Origin of the sequence: Streptococcus sp. 3167 (genome assembly GCF_013277175.1) — a bacterium.
Classification (GTDB): Bacteria; Bacillota; Bacilli; order Lactobacillales; family Streptococcaceae; genus Streptococcus; species Streptococcus pseudopneumoniae.
Genome location: NZ_VMML01000030.1, coordinates 11,108 through 32,532, shown reverse-complemented (window position 1 = coordinate 32,532; position 21,425 = coordinate 11,108). Strand labels below are relative to the sequence as shown.

Genomic DNA, 21,425 nt, shown 5'->3' with positions numbered 1-21,425 from the left:
GATTTTTATTGAGTATAAGAAAAATAAAAAATAGAGAGCAGTTAAAGTATGAAAATTTTAATTGTAGAAGATGAAGAGATGATCCGTGAGGGGGTCAGTGATTATTTGACGGATTGTGGCTATGAAACCCTTGAGGCTGCAGATGGGCAAGAAGCCTTAGAAAAATTTTCCAGCTATGAAGTAGCCTTGATTTTACTAGATATCCAGATGCCCAAGCTCAATGGTCTAGAAGTCCTAGCTGAGATTCGTAAAACCAGTCAGGTTCCTGTCTTGATGCTGACCGCCTTTCAGGATGAGGAATACAAGATGAGTGCCTTTGCTTCTCTGGCAGATGGCTATCTGGAAAAGCCCTTCTCCCTCTCCCTCTTAAAAGTGAGGGTGGATGCAATTTTCAAGAGATACTACGATACAGGACGAATCTTCTCTTATAAAGATGCCAGGGTGGATTTTGAGAGCTACAGTGCCAGTCTAGCAGGTCAAGAAGTGCTTATCAATGCCAAAGAGTTGGAAATTCTGGACTATCTGGTGAAAAATGAAGGCCGGGCCTTGACTCGGTCTCAGATTATCGATGCCGTCTGGAAAGCGACAGATGAGGTTCCCTTTGACCGTGTCATTGATGTTTATATCAAGGAATTGCGGAAAAAACTAGACCTGGACTGCATCCTCACTGTGCGCAATGTTGGTTATAAATTGGAGCGAAAATGAGACGAACAGGTTTATTTACAAAGATATTTATCTATACCTTCTCGATATTTAGTGTTCTGGTTATCTGCCTTCATTTAGCTATTTATTTTCTATTTCCCTCGACTTATCTGAGTCATCGTCAGGAAACCATTGGCCAGAAAGCGACAGCTATTGCCCGGTCACTAGAAGGAAAGGATAGACAGAGTATCGAGCAAGTCTTAGACTTGTATTCCCAGACTAGTGATATCAAGGGGGTCGTTAAGGGCGAGATGACAGAGGACAAGTTAGAAGTCAAGGACAGCATTCCTCTGGATACGGACCGTCAGACCACCTCTCTCTTTATTGAGGAGCGTGAGGTGACAACGCAAGATGGTAGCACCATGACTCTCCAGTTTCTGGTTTCTATGGATTTGCAAAAGGAAGCAGAGCAAATCAGTCTCCAATTTCTTCCCTATACCTTGCTGGCATCCTTTCTAATTTCCCTTTTGGTGGCCTACATCTATGCTCGGACCATTGTTGCCCCGATCTTGGAAATCAAACGGGTGACTCGTAGAATGATGGAACTGGATTCCCAAGTGCGATTGCGCGTGGATTCTAAGGATGAGATTGGTGATCTCAAGGAACAAATCAATAGCCTTTACCAGCATCTTTTGACTGTCATTGCAGACTTGCATGACAAGAATGAAGCCATTCTCCAGCTGGAGAAGATGAAGGTCGAATTCCTACGAGGGGCTTCTCATGAACTGAAAACACCGCTGGCTAGTTTGAAAATCCTGATCGAAAACATGAAAGAGAATATCGGTCGTTATAAGGATAGAGACCAGTATCTGGGAGTTGCCTTGGGGATTGTGGATGAACTCAATCACCATGTTCTGCAGATACTTTCCCTCTCTTCTGTGCAGGAGTTGCGAGATGATAGGGAAGAAATTGACCTCCTCCAGATGACACAAAGTCTGGTTAAGGATTATGCCTTGCTCGCCAAGGAAAGAGAGCTCCAGATTGACAATAGTTTGACCCATCAGCAGGCTTATCTAAACCCATCAGTTATGAAGTTGATTCTTTCTAATCTCATCAGCAATGCCATCAAGCACTCTGTTCCAGGTGGCTTGGTTGGCATTGGAGAAAGAGAAGGGGAACTCTTTATCGAGAATAGCTGTAGCTCAGAAGAGCAAGAAAAACTAGCCCAGTCTTTTTCTGATAATGCTAGTCGCAAGCCCAAAGGGTCTGGGATGGGACTCTTTGTGGTCAAGAGTCTATTGGAACATGAAAAATTAGCTTATCATTTCGAGATGGAGGAGAATCGTTTAACCTTCTTCATAGCTTTTCCAAAAGTCGCCCAAGACTAGAGATAGAAAGGGTTTACATGGATGAAGCTAGAAGAAATTCAATTGAAACTACGGGAAAAACTAGATTTTTTTGTCAAAAAGTGATAAAATGAACAATGTAAATGGGGTGACCCATAAAAATATACAGGAGGCCTGATAAAATGGCAATCGTTTCAGCAGAAAAATTTGTCCAAGCAGCTCGTGACAACGGTTATGCAGTTGGTGGATTTAACACAAACAACCTTGAGTGGACTCAAGCTATCTTGCGCGCAGCAGAAGCTAAAAAAGCTCCAGTTTTGATCCAAACTTCAATGGGTGCTGCTAAATACATGGGTGGTTACAAAGTTGCTCGCAACTTGATCGCTAACCTTGTTGAATCAATGGGTATCACTGTACCAGTAGCTATCCACCTTGACCACGGCCACTACGAAGATGCACTTGAGTGTATCGAAGTTGGTTACACTTCAATCATGTTTGACGGTTCACACCTTCCAGTTGAAGAAAACCTTAAATTGGCTAAAGAAGTTGTTGAAAAAGCACACGCTAAAGGTATCTCAGTAGAAGCTGAAGTTGGTACTATCGGTGGTGAAGAAGACGGAATCATCGGTAAAGGTGAATTGGCTCCAATCGAAGACGCTAAAGCAATGGTTGAAACTGGTATCGACTTCTTGGCAGCTGGTATTGGTAACATCCATGGTCCTTACCCAGCAAACTGGGAAGGTCTTGACCTTGACCACTTGCAAAAATTGACAGAAGCTCTTCCAGGATTCCCAATCGTATTGCACGGTGGTTCAGGTATTCCTGATGAGCAAATCCAAGCAGCTATCAAACTTGGTGTTGCCAAAGTTAACGTTAACACAGAATGCCAAATCGCATTCGCTAACGCAACTCGTAAATTTGCTCGTGACTACGAAGCAAACGAAGCAGAATACGATAAGAAAAAACTCTTCGACCCACGTAAATTCTTGGCTGACGGTGTAAAAGCTATCCAAGCATCGGTTGAAGAACGTATCGACGTATTCGGTTCAGAAGGTAAAGCATAATCTAGCTGAATAATACAGATAAAACCTGCCTGTGAGGGTGGGTTTTTTGATTTCAAGCTACTCGTTTTAGTATAGTAAACTGAATCTAGACTAGCACAATGCTGCTTCTATAGCGTTTTGAAACTAGAACAGGACAATATAACTGCTAAAATATTTCTATAAATTCATTTGATTTTCCTAATCAATTTGTTCGTATCCTATTTCATTCCACTATAAAACATTCTTATCAATTGATTTGAATTCCAAAATTTCATCGCTCTGGTCTTATTTCATTTGGCTATAAAAAACTCTCCTGGGGAATCCCAGGAGAGTATGAGTACTTATTTGAACTTGAATCCTTCGTAAATAAGCTCTGCTTTTGGATTTTGTTTCTTAATCTGTTTGGCAAGTGTCTTCATCATAGAAAGGGGACCACACATATAGACGGTTGCATGTTCGGGCACTTCTTTTTGTTCAAAATTAAGATAGCCGTCTTTCGTACTGTCGATTAGATGGAGTTCAAAATTAGGATTTTTCTGAGCATAGTTACGGAGTAAATCTAGGTAGACTGCATTTTCATCTCCACGGAAGCTATAGTAGAAGTGAACCTGTTTATCTAAAATAGGATGTTCACGGATGTAAGAGATGAAGGGGGTGATCCCAATACCTCCAGCAATCCAAACCTGATTTTCTCGTCCTTCTTCTATGATCATGTGTCCGTAAGCTCTGTCTAGGGTTACTTTGCTGCCGGCTTGAAGATTATCATAGATATTATTGGTATGGTCGCCTGAATTTTTAACAGTAAAGTAAAGAGTTTGGCCATGACCTCCTGAGATAGAAAAGGGATGCGGAGCACTTTCAAAGCCTTCTTGGAAAATCTTTAGAAAGGCAAATTGTCCTGATTGATAGTTGAAAGGTCTGCTAAGATGGATTTGAATTTCTCTAGTATCGTGATTTAAGCGTTTGAGATGGGTAATTTTCCCTAGATAGGGGAAGGAAATCTTTTGATATAGAAAAATGATATAAAAACCAGCTAGTAAGCCTAAAAGGGCATAGCTACCAACAAGAAAACTTAGAAGATTAAATGTAAGGAGACGATTGCCCATTATCATGTAGATGTGAAAGAGTCCTAAAATATAGGCTAGGTAAACCAGGCGGTGAATCCATCGCCAAGCTTCGTATTGGATGTATTTGCCTAAATAGGCGACAAGGATGATGCTGGCAAAGATATAGATGGCAAGATTACCAAACTGAGCAGCTAAGCGAGAGCCCCACAAACCGCCCATACTAAAGTTATGAAAGATTAGTAGGATGATTGAGAGAAAGGCTGTGAATTTGTGGACGGTGTAGACCTTCTCCAAACCGTGAAACCAGCTTTCTAGTAGTGGGAGACGAGTGGCTAGGATAAAAGTCAGAGATAGGCTTGTTAAAGCTAGTCCTGGAATCATGAATTGGGGAGAAGTGTTCATCCAAGTCAAAAGAGTCAAGATAAAACTAGCTATGATAAAGAGTAGTCCTTTGATTGATTTCATAGAAAATTCCATTTCATTTAGATTTCGATTTGTTGTAAATGAATTTGTTACATTTTATCATAGAAAATGTATGGTGTCAAATCTAGGTGTGTAAATCTCTGTTCTTATAAAAAACTCTCCAATTGAACTGGAGAGTGGCTGTTTATACTCAATGAAAATCAAAGAGCAAACTAGGAAGCTAGCCCGCAGGCTGCTCAAAACACCGTTTTGAGGTTGTGGATAGAACTGACGAAGTCAGTAACCATACATACGGCAAGGTGAAGCTGACGTGGTTTGAAGAGATTTTCGAAGAGTATTATTCTGCAGCTTGTTGCCAACGTTTTGCTAGCATATGAGATAGGCTAGAAATGGCTAGGTTAAAGCTGAAGTAGATGAGGGCAATCAGTATATAAAGACTGAAGACCTGCTCTGGTTCGAAATAACGGCCCATGAGAATTTGGCTGGCTCCAAAGAGTTCTTGTAGGGCGATAACAGAGTAGAGGAGACTGGTATCCTTAATCACGGTTACAAACTGAGAAATGATGGCTGGCAGCATTTTACGAATGGCTTGTGGGAGAATGATGTAGTAGAGGATTTGGGCTGAAGTGAAGCCTTGTGACATTCCTGCTTCGTACTGCCCCTTGGCTACGGCATTGAGACCGCCTCGGATAATCTCAGCTAAAGCCGCTGATGTAAAGAGTGTGAAGGCAGTGATTCCTGCTGGAGTGGATTTCATCTTGAAAATTAAAAAGATAGTAAAGATCCAGAGAAGGTTGGGAACGTTGCGCACAAATTCGATATAAATGCTGGAAATAATGCGCAAGACAGGATTTTTGCCATTTCTCATGACAGCTAGCACCGTACCGATAAGGGTAGAGAGGACGATGGCAATCAGAGAAATGTAGAGGGTCAAGCCAAATCCTTTAAAGATAAAGACTAGGTTATCTGGGGTCAAAACTTCTAAAATGGATTCCATAGTAACCTCCTAAAGTGAATAGGCTTTTTATTAGCTTGTTCCATCTTGCGACCAAACTGGGCAACAGGGAAGCATAGAGAAAAGTAGAGAAGGGCAGCGCCTAGAAAGGCTGGAATGTAGTTTCCGTTAAGTGCTGACCAAGACTTGGTCACAAACATCAAGTCCACTCCAGAGATGATAGCGACTGTTGAGGTGTTCTTGATGAGGTTAACAATTTGGTTGGTCAAAGGAGGGAGAATGATGCGGTCGGCAACTTCACGGGCAAAGCCCATTTCATGGGTAACGACAATCATATTCATACCCTCGTGGGCCAATTTTTGCATAACAGCCAGAACGTCGCCGATGGTTTCAGGGTCAAGGGCAGATGTTGGCTCATCAAAGAGGAGGAGTTCAGGATGCATAGCGAGTCCACGTGCAATGGCAATCCGTTGCTTTTGTCCACCAGACAGCATGGCTGGATATGAATCTTTCTTGTCCCACATATTTACAAATTCCAGATATTTTTGGGCTGTTTTTTTAGCTTCTTTTTTATCAATTCCTAGAACTTTTATGGGTGCAAGCGTTACGTTTTCTAACACTGTTTTGTGAGGGTAGAGGTTAAAATGCTGGAAAACCATGCCGACTTCCTTACGTAGAGGTACCAAATCTTTCTGGTTGGCACCAGCAACTTGGTGACCATTTACTAGAAGGCTTCCCTTGTCAACAGCCTCCAAACCGTTGATGGTGCGGATAAGAGTGGATTTCCCAGAACCAGATGGTCCGAGTAGGACAACGACTTGTCCTTTTTCAAAACGGAGATTGATGTCGCGGAGTGCATGGTAGTCTCCGTAATATTTTTCGACGTGTTCAAATTCTACTAAAGCCATAAGGAATCTCCTTTGTGTTAGATTTTATAACACGATTCTACACCAAAAGAATTGCCTTGTCAAATCATATCTGAAAAAATTCACTAAAATTTTATAAAAAAGCAATCTGGATAGAGAAAACGTCTAAATCATGTTATAATGAAGCAATAGAATTCTTAGAAAGAGTGGATGTCTTTTTGATAACACCTACTTATGAATGGCAGTTTGCCCCGCAGGTTGAAGATGCGGATTTTACAAAGATAGCCAAGAAGGCTGGACTAGGTCCTGAGGTGGCTCGGTTATTATTTGAAAGAGGGATTCAGAACCAAGAAAGTCTGAAGAAGTTTTTAGAGCCTTCCTTAGAGGACTTGCATGACCCTTATCTACTCCATGATATGGATAAGGCAGTGGAACGGATTCGTCAGGCCATTGAAGAAGGGGAAAATATCCTCGTTTACGGTGATTACGATGCGGATGGCATGACTTCGGCTTCTATTGTTAAGGAAAGTTTGGAACAGCTTGGTGCCGAGTGCCGTGTTTACCTACCCAATCGTTTTACTGATGGCTATGGTCCAAATGCTAGTGTTTATAAATACTTTATCGAGCAAGAAGGAATTTCCCTGATTGTGACAGTGGATAATGGAGTTGCTGGTCATGAGGCCATTGAACTAGCCCAGTCTATGGGAGTGGATGTCATTGTCACAGATCACCATTCCATGCCTGAAACCTTACCAGATGCCTATGCTATTGTCCATCCTGAACATCCAGATGCGAACTATCCTTTCAAATATTTGGCTGGTTGTGGAGTTGCTTTCAAGCTGGCTTGTGCCCTGTTAGAAGAAGTACAAGTGGAATTGCTTGATTTGGTCGCTATTGGCACCATTGCTGATATGGTGAGTCTGACGGATGAAAATCGCATTTTGGTGCAATATGGTCTGGAAATGTTGGGCCACACTCAGCGCATTGGTTTACAAGAAATGCTGGATATGGCTGGGATTGCTGCCAACGAAGTAACAGAAGAAATGGTTGGTTTCCAGATTGCTCCTCGTTTGAATGCCTTGGGCCGCTTGGATGATCCTAATCCTGCCATTGATTTGTTGACTGGATTTGACGACGAGGAAGCTCACGAGATTGCCCTTATGATTCATCAGAAAAACGAAGAGCGCAAGGAAATCGTACAGTCTATCTATGAAGAATCCAAGATCATGGTGGATCCTGAGAAGAAGGTTCAGGTCTTGGCCAAGGAAGGCTGGAATCCTGGGGTTCTAGGTATCGTGGCTGGTCGTTTGTTGGAAGAATTGGGACAGACAGTCATCGTTCTTAATATAGAAGACGGTCGTGCCAAGGGCAGTGCTCGTAGTGTGGAAGCGGTCGATATTTTTGAGGCTCTGGATCCTCATCGAGACCTCTTCATCGCCTTTGGAGGTCATGCTGGCGCAGCAGGAATGACGCTGGAAGTGGAGAAACTCTCAGATTTATCTCAGGTTTTGGAAGATTATGTCCGTGAAAAAGGCGCCGATGCTAGTGGCAAGAATAAGTTAAACCTAGATGAAGAGTTGGATTTGGAGACTTTGAGTCTTGAAACAGTCAAGAACTTTGAGCGCTTGGCACCTTTTGGCATGGACAATCAGAAACCTGTCTTTTATATCAAGAATTTTCAGGTCGAAAGTGCCCGTACTATGGGGGCAGGTAATGCTCATCTCAAGTTGAAAATTTCCAAGGGTGAGGCTAGTTTTGAAGTGGTAGCCTTTGGTCAAGGCAGATGGGCGACAGAGTTTTCTCAAACCAAGAATCTAGAGCTGGCAGTCAAATTGTCTGTCAATCAATGGAATGGCCAAACTGCTCTCCAGTTGATGATGGTGGATGCGCGTGTGGAGGGTGTTCAACTTTTTAACATCCGTGGGAAGAATGCAGTCTTACCAGAAGGAGTTCCAGTCTTAGATTTTGCTGGGGAAGTGCCAGATTTAGCGATTAGTGAAGCTGTTGTCGTAAAAACTATTCCTGAGGATATTACCTTGCTGAAGACCATTTTTCAGGAACAGCATTTTTCTGCTGTCTATTTCAAAAATGATATTGACAAGGCCTATTATCTGACAGGTTATGGGACTAGAGAGCAGTTTGCTAAATTGTACAAGACCATCTACCAGTTTCCAGAGTTTGATATTCGCTACAAGCTGAAAGATTTGGCTACTTATCTTAATATTCAACAAATCTTGTTGGTCAAGATGATTCAAGTCTTTAAAGAACTAGGCTTTGTGACCATCAAAGATGGGGTCATGACAGTCAATAAAGAGGCACCAAAGCGGGAGATAGGGGAAAGTCAGATTTACCAGAATCTCAAACAAACCGTCAAAGACCAGGAAATGATGGCGCTGGGTACCGTGCAAGAAATTTATGATTTTTTGATGGAAAAAGAGTAGAAGTTAGGAAAGAGTTGGGCAACCAGCTCTTTTTTGAAAACAAATCTTCATTTTGAAAATCATCAAAAAAATGGTATAATGGTAGGAAAAGATTCGGCTAACAGTAATAGTGCTTTTAGAATAAGAGGGTAAGCAACCCTATAATCAAGATAAACTAAGATTTTGGAGGAAAAATGAGTAATATTAGTTTAACAACACTTGGTGGTGTACGTGAAAATGGGAAAAATATGTACATTGCTGAAATTGGAGAGTCCATTTTTGTTTTGAATGCAGGGTTAAAATATCCCGAAAATGAACAATTAGGGGTCGATGTGGTGATTCCAAAGATGGACTACCTTTTTGAAAATAAAGATCGAATTGCTGGGGTATTTTTAACTCACGGACATGCAGATGCTATTGGTGCTCTGCCTTATCTCTTGGCTGAAGCCAAGGTACCTGTATTTGGCTCTGAGTTGACCATTGAGTTGGCAAAACTCTTTGTCAAAGGAAATGACGCAGTCAAGAAATTTAATGATTTTCATGTTATTGATGAAGATACGGAGATTGATTTTGGTGGGACAGTGGTTTCCTTCTTCCCTACGACTTACTCCGTTCCAGAGAGCCTGGGAATTGTCTTGAAGACAGCTGAAGGGAGCATCGTTTATACAGGTGACTTCAAATTTGACCAGACAGCTAGTGAATCCTATGCGACAGACTTCGCTCGTTTGGCAGAAATCGGTCGTGACGGCGTCCTGGCTCTCCTCAGTGATTCGGCCAATGCGGACAGCAATATTCAGGTGGCTAGTGAAAGTGAAGTTAGAGATGAAATTACCCAAACCATTGCTGACTGGGAAGGTCGTATCATCGTTGCAGCTGTTTCCAGTAACCTTTCTCGTATCCAGCAGATTTTTGACGCTGCGGATAAAACAGGTCGACGTATCGTCTTGACAGGATTTGATATTGAAAATATCGTCCGCACAGCGATTCGTCTCAAGAAGTTGTCTTTAGCCAACGAAATTCTCTTGATTAAGCCGAAAGATATGTCTCGCTTTGAAGATCATGAGTTGATTATTCTTGAGACAGGTCGTATGGGTGAACCTATCAATGGACTTCGTAAGATGTCGATTGGTCGCCATCGTTATGTAGAAATCAAGGATGGGGACCTGGTCTATATTGCTACGGCTCCGTCTATTGCTAAAGAAGCCTTCGTTGCGCGTGTGGAAAATATGATTTATCAGGCAGGAGGGGTTGTCAAATTGATTACACAAAGTTTACATGTATCAGGGCACGGAAATGCGCGTGATTTGCAGCTAATGATCAATCTCTTGCAACCCAAGTATCTCTTCCCAATTCAAGGGGAATACCGTGAGTTAGATGCTCACGCTAAGGCTGCTATGGCGGTCGGGATGCTGCCAGAACGCATTTTCATCCCTAAAAAGGGAACCAGCATGGCTTATGAGAATGGGGACTTTGTCCCAGCTGGAGCGGTTTCAGCAGGGGATGTCTTGATTGACGGGAATGCCATTGGTGATGTTGGAAATGTGGTTCTTCGTGACCGTAAGGTCTTGTCAGAGGACGGTATTTTCATCGTAGCAATTACCGTTAACCGTCGTGAGAAGAAAATTGTGGCCAAGGCCCGTGTTCACACGCGTGGATTTGTTTATCTCAAGAAGAGTCGCGATATTCTCCGTGAAAGTTCAGAATTGATTAACAAAACGGTAGAAGACTATCTGCAAGGAGATGACTTTGACTGGGCAGATCTTAAAGGCAAGGTTCGGGATAATCTGACCAAGTATCTCTTTGATCAAACTAAGCGTCGTCCAGCTATTCTACCAGTAGTCATGGAAGCAAAATAATCATTGAAATAAGTAAAGATAAAGTCTAGTTTCGGCTTTTTCTTATCGGAAAATAGAAGGAGAAAATCATGGCAGTAATGAAAATCGAGTATTACTCACAAGTTTTGGATATGGAGTGGGGAGTGAATGTCCTCTACCCTGATGCCAATCGAGTGGAAGAACCAGAGTGTGAAGATATTCCCGTCTTGTACCTCTTGCACGGGATGTCTGGCAATCATAATAGTTGGCTCAAGCGGACCAATGTAGAACGCTTGCTTCGAGCTACTAATCTCATTGTTGTTATGCCTAATACCAGCAACGGTTGGTACACCGATACCCAATATGGTTTTGACTACTACACGGCTCTAGCAGAGGAATTGCCACAGGTTTTGAAACGCTTCTTCCCTAATATGACCAGTAAGCGTGAAAAGACCTTTATCGCTGGTCTCTCCATGGGAGGCTACGGCTGTTTCAAATTGGCTCTTGCGACAAATCGTTTTTCTCATGCAGCTAGTTTTTCAGGTGCTCTCAGCTTTCAAGATTTTTCTCCTGAGAGCCAAAATCTGGGAAGTCCAGCCTACTGGAGAGGTGTTTTTGGAGAGATTAGAGACTGGACAACTAGTCCCTATTCTCTTGAAAGTCTGGCTAAAAAATCGGATAAAAATACCAAACTTTGGGCGTGGTGTGGCGAACAGGATTTCTTGTATGAAGCCAATAATCTAGCAGTGAAAAATCTCAAAAAATTAGGTTTTGATGTGACCTATAGCCATAGCGCTGGAACTCACGAGTGGTATTATTGGGAAAAACAATTGGAACGGTTTCTAGCAACCCTGCCAATCGATTTCAAATTAGAAGAGAGATTGAGTTAGTTTTTTATAAATGAACCACTATCTATAGTTATTCTTGGCTTCAAAACAATGATGGAAGTCTGTTTTCACTAGACTTTTCAAACGAAAGTAGTAGAATAGGAATAAGATATTGGAGGAAAGAGAGTAGGAAATGTACCGTTATCAAATTGGTATTCCCACATTAGAATATGATCAGTTTGTCAAAGACCATGAATTAGCCAATGTATTACAAAGTAGTGCTTGGGAAGAAGTGAAGTCTGATTGGCAACATGAGAAGTTTGGTGTCTACAGGGAAGAAAAATTACTGGCGACAGCTAGTATTTTGATTAGAACTCTTCCGCTAGGCTATAAAATGTTTTACATCCCAAGAGGACCTATATTGGATTATGGGGATACAGAACTTTTGAGTTTTGTCATTCAGTCTATTAAGTCCTATGCTCGCAGTAAGAGAGCGGTTTTTGTGACTTTTGACCCAAGTATTTGCCTATCTCAAAGTTTAATCAATCAGGAAAAAACAGAATTTCCTGAAAATCTGGCTATTATTGATAGTTTGCAACAAATGGGAGTAAGGTGGTCGGGAAAAACAGAGGAAATGGGGGACACCATTCAGCCTCGTATTCAGGCAAAAATATACAAGGAAAATTTTGAAGAAGATAAACTTTCCAAGTCAACAAAACAGGCTATTCGAACAGCACGGAATAAGGGGGTAGAGATTCAATTTGGTGGAACTGAATTATTGGACTCTTTTTCCTTTTTGATGAAAAAAACCGAGAAGCGAAAAGAGATTCATTTGAGAAATGAAGCCTATTATAAAAAATTGTTAGATAATTTTAAGGACAAGGCCTATATCACCTTGGCAACCTTGGATGTTTCTAAACGTTCGCAAGAATTAGAAGAACAGTTAGCGAAAAACAGAGCCTTGGAAGAGACCTTTACTGAGTCGACTCGAACTTCAAAAGTAGAAGCGCAGAAGAAGGAAAAAGAACGTTTGTTAGAGGAATTGACTTTCCTGCAGGAATATATGGATGCAGGTCAAGCAAGAGTTCCTTTAGCAGCTACCTTGACTTTAGAATTCGGACAAACTTCTGTCAATCTATACGCAGGAATGGATGAAGATTTTAGACGTTATAAAGCTCCTATTTTGACTTGGTATGAGACAGCTCGATATTCCTTTGAACGTGGCATTTTATGGCAAAATTTAGGAGGCGTCGAGAATGCTTTAGATGGTGGACTCTATCGTTTTAAAGCTAATTTTAATCCAACGATTGAAGAATACTTGGGTGAATTTACAATACCCACTCATCCTCTCTATCCTCTGTTAAGACTTGCTCTTGATTTCCGTAAAACATTAAGAAAAAAACATAGAAAGTAAGTATATGGCACTAACTACACTCACGAAAGAAGAGTTTCAGGCTTATTCTGATCAGGTTTCTTCTCGTTCCTTTATGCAATCGGTCCAGATGGGGGACTTGTTAGAAAAAAGAGGAGCTCGAATTGTTTACCTTGCTTTGAAACAAGAAGGAGAAATTCAAGTTGCAACTCTGGTTTATAGCTTGCCCATGCTGGGTGGTCTGCATATGGAGATCAATTCGGGGCCGATTTATACCCAACAAGATGCTCTTCCAGTTTTTTATGCGGAGTTAAAAGAATATGCCAAACAAAATGGTGTATTAGAGTTGCTTGTAAAACCTTATGAAACTTATCAAACTTTTGATAGCCAAGGTAATCCAATAGATGCTGAGAAAAAAAGTATCATTCAAGGTTTGACTGATTTAGGTTATCAATTTGATGGATTGACAACGGGTTATCCAGGTGGAGAGCCGGATTGGTTATATTATAAGGATTTGACAGAATTAACTGAAAAGAATTTGCTTAAAAGTTTTAGCAGAAAAGGGAAGCCTTTGGTGAAAAAGGCTGAAACCTTTGGCATTCGGTTGAAAAAGTTAAAACGTGAAGAACTATCGATTTTTAAAAACATCACAAAAGAGACCTCTGAACGTAGAGAATATAGTGATAAAAGTTTAGAATATTATGAGCATTTTTATGATGCTTTTGGAGAACAAGCGGAGTTTCTCATAGCAAGTTTAAATTTTTCGGACTATATGAGTAAATTGCAAGGTGAGCAAAGTAAACTAGAAGAAATCTTGGACAAGTTACGACTTGATTTGAGTAAAAATCCTCATTCTGAGAAAAAACAAAATCAACTGAGAGAATATTCTAGTCAATTTGAAACGTTTGAAGTTCGAAAAGCAGAAGCGAGAGACTTGATTGAAAAATATGGAGAAGAAGATATTGTTTTAGCCGGGAGTTTATTTGTTTATATGCCTCAGGAAACGACTTACCTCTTTAGTGGTTCCTACACTGAATTTAATAAGTTCTATGCCCCTGCGCTGCTTCAAAAATATGTTATGTTGGAAAGCATAAAACGTGGAATACCTAAATACAACTTCCTAGGGATTCAAGGGATTTTTGATGGAAGTGATGGTGTTTTACGTTTTAAACAGAATTTTAATGGCTATATTGTACGCAAAGCAGGTACTTTCCGTTACCATCCATCGCCTTTAAAATACAAAGCTATTCAATTACTCAAAAAAATAGTAGGACGTTAAGATGAAAAAGCCAGTATTTAGCTTTCTTTCAGCTTCTTTTAGTAAAATAATTTTTATTTGCTAGAAAGGTGGAGAGACATGCGCTGGCTTTTTCGTTTGATAGGGGCTTTCTCTTCTTTTGTGTGGCGTTTGTTTTGGCGTCTGGTTTGGATAGTTGTGCTCTTATGTGCGCTTGCTTTCGGACTTCTCTGGTATTTGAACGGAGATTTTCAAGAAGCGCTAAAGCAAGCAGAGCGGTCAGTAAAAATTGGTCAACAAAGTATCGACCAATGGGGAAAAACAGGGCAACTGCCTAAGTTAAGCCAGACTGATAGCCACCAGCATTCTGAAGGAAGGTGGCCGCAGGCTTCTGCTCGTATTTACTTGGATCCCCAGATGGATTCAGGATTTCAAGAGGCTTATGTAGAAGCAATCCAGAACTGGAATCAAACTGGTGCTTTTAACTTTGAACTCGTGACTGAGTCTAGTAAGGCGGATATTACGGCTACGGAGATGAACGACGGAGGCACTCCTGTGGCAGGAGAGGCGGAAAGTCAAACTAATCTCTTAACAGGGCAATTCTTATCCGTAACGGTGCGCTTGAATCATTATTATCTGTCCAATCCTGACTATGGCTATTCCTATGAGCGCCTTGTCCATACGGCAGAACATGAGTTGGGGCATGCGATTGGCTTGGATCATACAGATGAGAAGTCTGTCATGCAACCAGCAGGTTCTTTTTATGGTATCCAGGAAGAGGATGTTGAAAGACTTCGAAAATTATATGAGACCAATGAGTAGGGGACTATTTTTCCCTACTTTTTTGCTATAATGGAATTATGAACAACTTGATTAAATCAAAACTAGAGCTCTTGCCGACCAGCCCTGGTTGTTACATTCACAAGGATAAAAACGGCACCATTATCTATGTAGGAAAGGCTAAAAATCTGCGTAACCGCGTGCGGTCCTATTTCCGTGGAAGTCATGATACCAAAACAGAGGCTTTGGTGTCTGAAATTGTAGATTTTGAATTTATCGTTACGGAGTCTAATATTGAGGCACTTCTCCTAGAAATCAACCTGATCAAGGAAAATAAGCCTAAATACAATATCATGCTCAAGGATGACAAGTCCTATCCCTTCATCAAAATCACTAATGAGCGCTATCCACGCTTGATTATCACTCGTCAGGTCAAGAAGGACGGAGGTCTCTACTTTGGTCCCTATCCAGATGTAGGAGCAGCCAATGAAATCAAGCGACTACTGGATCGGATTTTCCCTTTTCGTAAGTGTACCAATCCACCGTCTAAGGTCTGTTTTTACTACCATATCGGCCAATGCATGAGCCACACCATCTGTAAGAAGGATGAGGATTATTTCAAGTCTATGGCTCAGGAGGTTTCTGATTTTCTGAAAGGGCAAGATGATAAAATCATTGATAACCTCAAGGGCAAAATGGCAGCGGCGGCTCAGACTATGGAGTTTGAACGTGCGGCGGAATACCGTGACCTGATTCAGGCTATTGGAACGCTTCGAACCAAGCAACGGGTCATGGCTAAGGATCTCCAAAATCGCGATGTCTTTGGCTACTATGTGGATAAGGGCTGGATGTGTGTGCAAGTTTTCTTTGTTCGTCAGGGCAAGCTCATCGAGCGCGATGTCAATCTCTTCCCCTACTTCAATGATCCAGATGAGGATTTCTTGACCTATGTGGGACAATTCTATCAAGAAAAATCTCACCTAGTTCCCAATGAGGTACTGATTCCGCAGGATATTGACGAAGAAGCTGTCAAGGCTTTGGTGGATACCAAGATTCTCAAACCCCAACGTGGAGAGAAAAAACAGCTGGTCAATCTAGCCATAAAAAATGCACGTGTTAGTCTGGAGCAGAAATTTAACCTGCTAGAAAAATCAGTCGAAAAGACCCAAGGAGCTATTGAAAATCTAGGACGTTTGCTCCAAATTCCGACTCCAGTTCGCATCGAGTCCTTCGATAATTCCAACATCATGGGGACTAGTCCTGTTTCAGCTATGGTGGTCTTTGTCAACGGCAAACCAAGTAAAAAAGATTATCGTAAGTATAAAATCAAGACTGTCGTTGGACCAGACGACTATGCCAGTATGCGTGAGGTTATTCGCAGACGTTATGGTCGAGTACAACGAGAAGGTTTGACTCCTCCAGATTTGATTGTCATTGATGGGGGACAAGGTCAAGTCAATATCGCCAAGCAAGTCATCCAAGAGGAACTGGGCTTGGATATTCCCATTGCAGGTCTGCAAAAGAATGATAAGCACCAAACTCATGAATTGCTCTTTGGAGATCCGCTGGAAGTGGTGGACTTGTCTCGTAATTCTCAGGAATTTTTCCTCCTCCAACGTATCCAAGATGAGGTGCACCGCTTTGCTATCACTTTCCATCGCCAACTGCGCTCCAAAAATTCCTTTTCATCACAATTGGATGGGATTGACGGTCTGGGACCTAAACGCAAGCAAAATCTCATGAGGCACTTCAAGTCTCTGACCAAAATCAAGGAAGCAAGTGTGGATGAGATTGTCGAAGTCGGTGTGCCTAGAGTCGTTGCAGAAGCTGTGCAGAGGAAGTTGAACTCGCAGGAAACAGAAACCTTGCCTCAAGTGGCAGAAGAAAGAGTAGATTATCAAACAGAAGGAGACCATCATGAACCATAAAATCGCAATTTTATCAGATATTCATGGCAATGCGACAGCCTTAGAAGCAGTGATTGCAGATGCTAAAACCCAAGGAGTCAGTGAATATTGGATTCTGGGAGATATTTTTCTACCTGGTCCAGGTGCAAATGACTTGGTCGCCCTGCTAAAGGACCTTCCTATCACAGCCAGTGTTCGAGGCAATTGGGATGATTGTGTCCTTGAGGTCTTGGATGGGCAATACGGTTTGGAACATCCAAAAGAAATCCAGCTCATGCGATTGACCCAGTTTTTGATGGAGCGAATGGATCCTGCAACGATTGTCTGGCTACGAAGCTTGCCTTTGCTGGAAAAGAAAGAAATTGACGGATTGCGCTTTTCTATCTCTCATAATTTACCTGACAAAAACTATGGTGGTGACTTGCTAGTTGAGAATGATACAGAGAAATTTGACCAACTCCTAGATGAGGAAACCGACGTGGCAGTCTATGGTCATGTCCACAAGCAGTTGCTTCGTTACGGCAGTCAAGGGCAACAAATCATCAATCCAGGGTCGATTGGCATGCCCTATTTTAATTGGGATGCGTTAAAAAATCACCGTGCCCAGTATGCCGTGATAGAGGTTGAAGATGGGGAATTGGTCAATATACAATTTCGTAAAGTTGCTTATGATTACGAAGCGGAGTTAGAATTGGCCAAGTCCAAGGGGCTTCCATTTATAGAAATGTATGAAGAATTACGTCGTGAAGATAACTATCAGGGACACAATCTGGAACTCTTAGCCAGCTTAATAGAAAAGCATGGGTATGTAGAGGATGTGAAAGATTATTTTGATTTTTTGTAAAAGTTTCCTAAAATAACCAATGCAAACTAAAAACGATTGGCTGGCCCAATCGTTTTTAATATATCTTATACTCAATGAAAATCAAAGAGCAAACTAGGAAGCTAGCCGTAGGTTGCTCAAAGCACAGCTTTGAGGTTGCAGATAAAGCTGACGTGGTTTGAAGAGATATTCGAAGAGTATTATTGTAACTGAGATTGATCTGGAAGATAAGAACCCCCTAGATAGGTATTACTGAGTTTTTCAAGGGTTCCGTCTTGGTAGAGTTCTTTGAGCGCTTTATCAAATTTATCTTTAAACTCTTTTTGGTCGCTTGAGAAAACGATATAGTTGTTGGGGCTATCGGCAGAAGGTAAATCAACGACTGAGAGGTTTAAGTCACGGTCCTTGATAATCTTTTGAACGGATACCTTGTCAAAAACTAGGAAATCAAACTCTCCGTTAGCAAGGTCTAGGATTCGTTTACCGATATCTTCACCAGAAAAATCGATAGTAGCAGGATTGTCAGGGTGTTTTTGATTCCAGTTATTGATGAATTGAGCGTTTGAAGTTCCAGTATCTTCTTGTGTTGTTTTGCCAGCGATTTGGTCAAGTGAAGTCAGAGGATTTTTCTTGTTGCTGACAAGGACGAGGGGATTGTTTGAAATTGGAAGTGAGTAGAGGTATTTTTCAGCACGCTCTTTTGTGTAACTCAAGTTATTTGCCGCAGCCTGATAGTGACCAGAATCAAGTCCTGGGAAGATGCTCTCCCAGGCAGTTCTTTGGAATTGAATCTCGTAGTCGCTGAGTTTTTCATCCACTGCCTTTAGAACTTCAATATCGAATCCTGTCAGATTGCCTTTATCTTCGTAGTCAAATGGTGGCACATCGCCAGCTGTAGCAACGACGATTGCCTTTTGAGAATTAGTCTCTTTGGGTGTGGATTGATTCCCACAGGCAACTAAAAAGGGGATGATGGCTAGTAATAGGCTGAATTTTTTCATAATGTCTCCATTCAAATGTAAAGTACTTGCTAGTTTATCAGAAACTTTCTTGATGAACCAATATATATTTTTTATGGCTGTAATAAAAAAACTTAATCATGAAAAATCCCTGCAAGCTCTTTCAAATTATGGTAGAATGGAAGCAGTAGAATTAGAAAAGGAAATCGATTATGAAATTTCTTGAATTAAATAAAAAACGTCATGCGACTAAGCATTTCACTGATAAGCCAGTGGATCCAAAAGATGTGCGTACGGCTATCGAAATTGCAACCTTGGCACCAAGTGCCCACAACAGCCAGCCTTGGAAATTTGTAGTGGTGCGTGAGAAAAATGCCGAACTAGCAAAATTGGCTTACGGTTCAAACTTTGAACAGGTATCATCAGCGCCTGTAACCATTGCCCTCTTTACAGACACAGATTTGGCTAAACGCGCTCGTAAGATTGCTCGTGTTGGTGGTGCTAATAACTTTTCTGAAGAGCAACTTCAATATTTTATGAAGAATTTGCCTGCTGAATTTGCACGCTACAATGAACAACAAGTCAGCGACTACCTAGCACTCAATGCAGGTTTGGTTGCTATGAACTTGGTTCTCGCTCTTACAGACCAAGGAATTGGTTCCAATATTATCCTTGGTTTTGACAAATCAAAAGTTAATGAAGTTTTGGAAATCGAAGACCGTTTCCGCCCAGAACTCTTGATCACAGTGGGTTACACAGACGACAAATTGGAACCAAGCTACCGCTTGCCAGTAGATGAAATCATCGAGAAAAGATAGAAAGAAGAAAAAATGACAGCAATTGATTTTACAGCAGAAGTAGAAAAACGCAAAGAAGACCTCTTGGCTGACTTGTTTAGCCTTTTGGAAATCAACTCAGAACGTGATGATAGCAAGGCTGATGCCCAGCATCCATTTGGACCTGGTCCAGTAAAAGCCTTGGAGAAATTCCTTGAAATCGCAGACTGCGATGGCTACCCAACTAAGAATGTCGATAACTACGCAGGACATTTTGAGTTTGGTGATGGAGAAGAAGTTCTCGGCATCTTTGCCCATATGGATGTGGTGCCTGCTGGTAGCGGTTGGGACACAGACCCTTACACACCAACTATCAAAGATGGTCGCCTTTATGCGCGTGGTGCTTCAGATGACAAGGGACCTACAACAGCTTGCTACTATGGTTTGAAAATCATCAAAGAATTGGGCCTTCCAACTTCTAAGAAAGTTCGCTTCATCGTTGGAACAGACGAAGAATCAGGCTGGGCAGATATGGACTACTACTTCGAGCACGTAGGACTCGCCAAGCCAGACTTTGGTTTCTCACCAGATGCTGAATTTCCAATCATCAATGGTGAAAAAGGAAACATCACGGAATACCTCCACTTTGCAGGTGAAAATACAGGTGCAGCCCGTCTTCACAGCTTTACAGGTGGTTTACGTGAAAATATGGTACCAGAATCAGCAACAGCAGTCGTTTCAGGTGACTTGACAGACTTGCAAGCTAAACTAGATGCCTTTGTTGCAGAACACAAACTTAGAGGAGAACTCCAAGAAGAAGCTGGCCAATACAAGGTGACGATCATTGGTAAATCAGCCCACGGTGCTATGCCTGCTTCAGGTGTCAATGGCGCAACTTACCTTGCCCTCTTCCTCAGCCAGTTTGGCTTTGCTGGTCCAGCCAAAGACTACCTTGACATCGCAGGTAAAATTCTCTTGAACGATCATGAGGGTGAAAATCTCAAGATTGCTCATGTGGATGAAAAGATGGGTGCTCTTTCTATGAATGCCGGCGTCTTCCGCTTCGATGAAACAAGTGCTGATAATACCATTGCCCTTAACATCCGCTATCCAAAAGGAACAAGTCCAGAACAAATCAAGTCAATCCTAGAAAACTTGCCAGTTGCTTCTGTCAGTCTATCAGAACATGGTCATACCCCTCACTATGTGCCAATGGAAGATCCACTTGTGCAAACCTTGTTGAATGTCTATGAAAAACAAACAGGCCTTAAAGGTCATGAACAAGTCATCGGTGGTGGAACCTTTGGTCGCTTGTTAGAGCGCGGAGTTGCCTATGGTGCTATGTTCCCAGACTCGATTGATACCATGCACCAAGCCAATGAATTTATCGCCTTGGACGATCTCTTCCGAGCAGCAGCAATCTATGCCGAAGCTATTTACGAATTGATCAAATAAAACGATAGAAGTCTGAGATGGTATGCTTGGACTTCTTTTTGGAGGGAAAGTAGATGTCTCAAATCGAAAGAATCAAACAGGCTATCATGGCGGATTCGCAGAATGCCAGCTATACAGAGCGTGGCATTGAGCCTCTCTTTGCAGCGCCAAAAACTGCTCGCATCAATATCATCGGTCAGGCTCCGGGACTTAAAACTCAAGAAGCAAGCCTTTACTGGAAAGATAAAAGTGGTGACCGCTTGCGGGACTGGCTAGGTGTGGATGAAGATACCTTTTATAATTCAGGTTATTTTGCTGTTTTGCCTATGGATTTCTACTTTCCAGGGCATGGTAAGTCAGGTGATTTACCGCCGCGAGCAGGTTTTGCAGAAAAATGGCATCCGCAGCTCTTACAGGAATTGCCTGATATTCAGTTAACCCTCTTGATTGGGCAATATGCCCAAGCCTACTATTTACAGGAGAAAATCAGTGGCAAGGTAACGGAGAGGGTGAAACACTATAAAGACTATCTGCCAACCTATTTTCCACTAGTTCACCCCTCACCACGAAATCAAATCTGGATGGCCAAAAATCCTTGGTTTGAGTCAGAAGTGGTGCCAGATTTGAAAAAAAGAATTAAAACCATTTTATAGTCAATGAAAATCAAAGAGCAAACTAGGAAGCTAGCCGCAGGTTGCTCAAAGTACAGCTTTGAGGTTGTGGATAGAACTGAC

At 41.8% G+C, this 21,425-nt stretch carries 18 protein-coding genes and 1 pseudogene; 15 read left to right on the top strand and 4 right to left on the bottom strand.

Annotated features, from left to right (window positions below):
- Nucleotides 1–48 precede the first annotated feature (48 nt).
- The 3 genes from vncR (at nucleotide 49) to HT678_RS05625 (ending at nucleotide 3,052) form a co-directional block, all read left to right on the top strand.
- Entirely contained in the window at nucleotides 49–705 is a 657-nt protein-coding gene (gene vncR, locus HT678_RS05635) for a response regulator transcription factor VncR (protein WP_000697964.1), read from the top strand.
- Nucleotides 702–2,030 (top strand): sensor histidine kinase VncS, encoded by a 1,329-nt coding sequence (vncS, locus tag HT678_RS05630; RefSeq protein ID WP_100104489.1) that lies wholly within the window; start codon nucleotides 702–704, stop codon nucleotides 2,028–2,030. Before vncR ends, vncS begins: the two co-directional genes overlap by 4 nt.
- A 140-nt stretch (nucleotides 2,031–2,170) precedes the next feature.
- Entirely contained in the window at nucleotides 2,171–3,052 is an 882-nt protein-coding gene (locus tag HT678_RS05625; RefSeq protein WP_001019001.1) for a class II fructose-bisphosphate aldolase, read from the top strand.
- Between the two features lie 320 nt (nucleotides 3,053–3,372).
- On the opposite strand, the gene HT678_RS05620 is transcribed toward HT678_RS05625, so the two are convergent.
- From HT678_RS05620 to HT678_RS05610, 3 genes and pseudogenes are all read right to left on the bottom strand, one after another.
- A complete protein-coding gene (locus HT678_RS05620; RefSeq protein WP_000835817.1) occupies nucleotides 3,373–4,563 on the bottom strand; it encodes a ferric reductase-like transmembrane domain-containing protein in 1,191 nt (396 codons plus the stop codon).
- Between the two features lie 295 nt (nucleotides 4,564–4,858).
- Nucleotides 4,859–5,518: an amino acid ABC transporter permease gene (locus HT678_RS05615; RefSeq protein WP_000443886.1), complete on the bottom strand. Its 660-nt coding sequence runs from the start codon at nucleotides 5,516–5,518 to the stop codon at nucleotides 4,859–4,861.
- 236 nt (nucleotides 5,519–5,754) lie between these two features.
- A pseudogene (locus HT678_RS05610) lies at nucleotides 5,755–6,384 on the bottom strand (amino acid ABC transporter ATP-binding protein); the annotation flags it as partial.
- 176 nt (nucleotides 6,385–6,560) lie between these two features.
- Between HT678_RS05610 and recJ the strand changes: the two are divergent.
- From recJ to HT678_RS05570, 8 genes are all read left to right on the top strand, one after another.
- The gene (gene recJ / locus HT678_RS05605; protein WP_172924674.1) at nucleotides 6,561–8,783 is read left to right on the top strand and encodes a single-stranded-DNA-specific exonuclease RecJ; all 2,223 of its coding nucleotides are present in this window, start codon (nucleotides 6,561–6,563) and stop codon (nucleotides 8,781–8,783) included.
- A gap of 173 nt (nucleotides 8,784–8,956) precedes the next feature.
- Nucleotides 8,957–10,618 (top strand): ribonuclease J, encoded by a 1,662-nt coding sequence (locus HT678_RS05600; protein ID WP_000065625.1) that lies wholly within the window; start codon nucleotides 8,957–8,959, stop codon nucleotides 10,616–10,618.
- A 68-nt stretch (nucleotides 10,619–10,686) separates the two neighbouring features.
- Nucleotides 10,687–11,466, top strand: coding sequence for an alpha/beta hydrolase family protein (locus tag HT678_RS05595; protein WP_050260986.1), 780 nt, complete (start codon nucleotides 10,687–10,689; stop codon nucleotides 11,464–11,466).
- A gap of 130 nt (nucleotides 11,467–11,596) precedes the next feature.
- Nucleotides 11,597–12,817 carry an aminoacyltransferase gene (locus tag HT678_RS05590; RefSeq protein ID WP_172924672.1) on the top strand — a complete coding sequence of 407 codons (1,221 nt, stop codon included), beginning with the start codon at nucleotides 11,597–11,599 and terminating at the stop codon, nucleotides 12,815–12,817.
- Nucleotides 12,818–12,821: 4 nt separating this feature from the next.
- Entirely contained in the window at nucleotides 12,822–14,054 is a 1,233-nt protein-coding gene (gene murN / locus HT678_RS05585) for a peptidoglycan bridge formation alanyltransferase MurN (protein WP_172924670.1), read from the top strand.
- 78 nt (nucleotides 14,055–14,132) lie between these two features.
- Nucleotides 14,133–14,834: a M57 family metalloprotease gene (locus tag HT678_RS05580; protein WP_172924668.1), complete on the top strand. Its 702-nt coding sequence runs from the start codon at nucleotides 14,133–14,135 to the stop codon at nucleotides 14,832–14,834.
- Nucleotides 14,835–14,872: 38 nt separating this feature from the next.
- Nucleotides 14,873–16,720 (top strand): excinuclease ABC subunit UvrC, encoded by a 1,848-nt coding sequence (gene uvrC / locus HT678_RS05575; RefSeq protein WP_050208126.1) that lies wholly within the window; start codon nucleotides 14,873–14,875, stop codon nucleotides 16,718–16,720.
- On the top strand, nucleotides 16,710–17,543 hold the full coding sequence (locus HT678_RS05570; RefSeq protein ID WP_172924666.1) for a metallophosphoesterase family protein: 834 nt from the start codon (nucleotides 16,710–16,712) through the stop codon (nucleotides 17,541–17,543). The genes uvrC and HT678_RS05570 overlap by 11 nt, the downstream gene beginning before the upstream one ends.
- Before the next feature lie 179 nt (nucleotides 17,544–17,722).
- Here HT678_RS05570 and HT678_RS05565 read toward each other — a convergent pair whose 3' ends face one another.
- Nucleotides 17,723–18,523 carry an amino acid ABC transporter substrate-binding protein gene (locus HT678_RS05565; protein WP_000714611.1) on the bottom strand — a complete coding sequence of 267 codons (801 nt, stop codon included), beginning with the start codon at nucleotides 18,521–18,523 and terminating at the stop codon, nucleotides 17,723–17,725.
- 1 nt (nucleotide 18,524) lies between these two features.
- Between HT678_RS05565 and HT678_RS05560 the strand changes: the two genes are divergently transcribed.
- The 4 genes from HT678_RS05560 to HT678_RS05545 are packed head-to-tail and all read left to right on the top strand — an operon-like array spanning nucleotide 18,525 to nucleotide 21,344.
- On the top strand, nucleotides 18,525–18,707 hold the full coding sequence (locus tag HT678_RS05560) for a hypothetical protein (protein ID WP_007284762.1): 183 nt from the start codon (nucleotides 18,525–18,527) through the stop codon (nucleotides 18,705–18,707).
- The gene (locus tag HT678_RS05555) at nucleotides 18,694–19,299 is read left to right on the top strand and encodes a nitroreductase family protein (protein ID WP_000670162.1); all 606 of its coding nucleotides are present in this window, start codon (nucleotides 18,694–18,696) and stop codon (nucleotides 19,297–19,299) included. Before HT678_RS05560 ends, HT678_RS05555 begins: the two co-directional genes overlap by 14 nt.
- Nucleotides 19,300–19,311: 12 nt before the next feature.
- A complete protein-coding gene (gene pepV / locus HT678_RS05550; RefSeq protein ID WP_172924664.1) occupies nucleotides 19,312–20,712 on the top strand; it encodes a dipeptidase PepV in 1,401 nt (466 codons plus the stop codon).
- A gap of 53 nt (nucleotides 20,713–20,765) precedes the next feature.
- Nucleotides 20,766–21,344 (top strand): uracil-DNA glycosylase family protein, encoded by a 579-nt coding sequence (locus HT678_RS05545; protein ID WP_100104478.1) that lies wholly within the window; start codon nucleotides 20,766–20,768, stop codon nucleotides 21,342–21,344.
- Nucleotides 21,345–21,425: the final 81 nt, after the last annotated feature.

Excerpts from the sequence above, each read along its gene's own strand:
- HT678_RS05560 (WP_007284762.1), top strand. The coding sequence starts at position 18,525 with ATGTCTCCATTCAAATGTAAAGTACTTGCTAGTTTATCAGAAACTTTC.
- HT678_RS05600 (WP_000065625.1), top strand. The coding sequence starts at position 8,957 with ATGAGTAATATTAGTTTAACAACACTTGGTGGTGTACGTGAAAATGGG.
- HT678_RS05615 (WP_000443886.1), bottom strand. The coding sequence starts at position 5,518 with ATGGAATCCATTTTAGAAGTTTTGACCCCAGATAACCTAGTCTTTATC.
- HT678_RS05570 (WP_172924666.1), top strand. The coding sequence starts at position 16,710 with ATGAACCATAAAATCGCAATTTTATCAGATATTCATGGCAATGCGACA.
- uvrC (WP_050208126.1), top strand. The coding sequence starts at position 14,873 with ATGAACAACTTGATTAAATCAAAACTAGAGCTCTTGCCGACCAGCCCT.
- HT678_RS05620 (WP_000835817.1), bottom strand. The coding sequence starts at position 4,563 with ATGAAATCAATCAAAGGACTACTCTTTATCATAGCTAGTTTTATCTTG.
- murN (WP_172924670.1), top strand. The coding sequence starts at position 12,822 with ATGGCACTAACTACACTCACGAAAGAAGAGTTTCAGGCTTATTCTGAT.
- vncR (WP_000697964.1), top strand. The coding sequence starts at position 49 with ATGAAAATTTTAATTGTAGAAGATGAAGAGATGATCCGTGAGGGGGTC.
- HT678_RS05580 (WP_172924668.1), top strand. The coding sequence starts at position 14,133 with ATGCGCTGGCTTTTTCGTTTGATAGGGGCTTTCTCTTCTTTTGTGTGG.
- HT678_RS05595 (WP_050260986.1), top strand. The coding sequence starts at position 10,687 with ATGGCAGTAATGAAAATCGAGTATTACTCACAAGTTTTGGATATGGAG.
- HT678_RS05565 (WP_000714611.1), bottom strand. The coding sequence starts at position 18,523 with ATGAAAAAATTCAGCCTATTACTAGCCATCATCCCCTTTTTAGTTGCC.
- HT678_RS05590 (WP_172924672.1), top strand. The coding sequence starts at position 11,597 with ATGTACCGTTATCAAATTGGTATTCCCACATTAGAATATGATCAGTTT.
- pepV (WP_172924664.1), top strand. The coding sequence starts at position 19,312 with ATGACAGCAATTGATTTTACAGCAGAAGTAGAAAAACGCAAAGAAGAC.
- vncS (WP_100104489.1), top strand. The coding sequence starts at position 702 with ATGAGACGAACAGGTTTATTTACAAAGATATTTATCTATACCTTCTCG.
- HT678_RS05625 (WP_001019001.1), top strand. The coding sequence starts at position 2,171 with ATGGCAATCGTTTCAGCAGAAAAATTTGTCCAAGCAGCTCGTGACAAC.
- HT678_RS05545 (WP_100104478.1), top strand. The coding sequence starts at position 20,766 with ATGTCTCAAATCGAAAGAATCAAACAGGCTATCATGGCGGATTCGCAG.
- HT678_RS05555 (WP_000670162.1), top strand. The coding sequence starts at position 18,694 with ATGAAATTTCTTGAATTAAATAAAAAACGTCATGCGACTAAGCATTTC.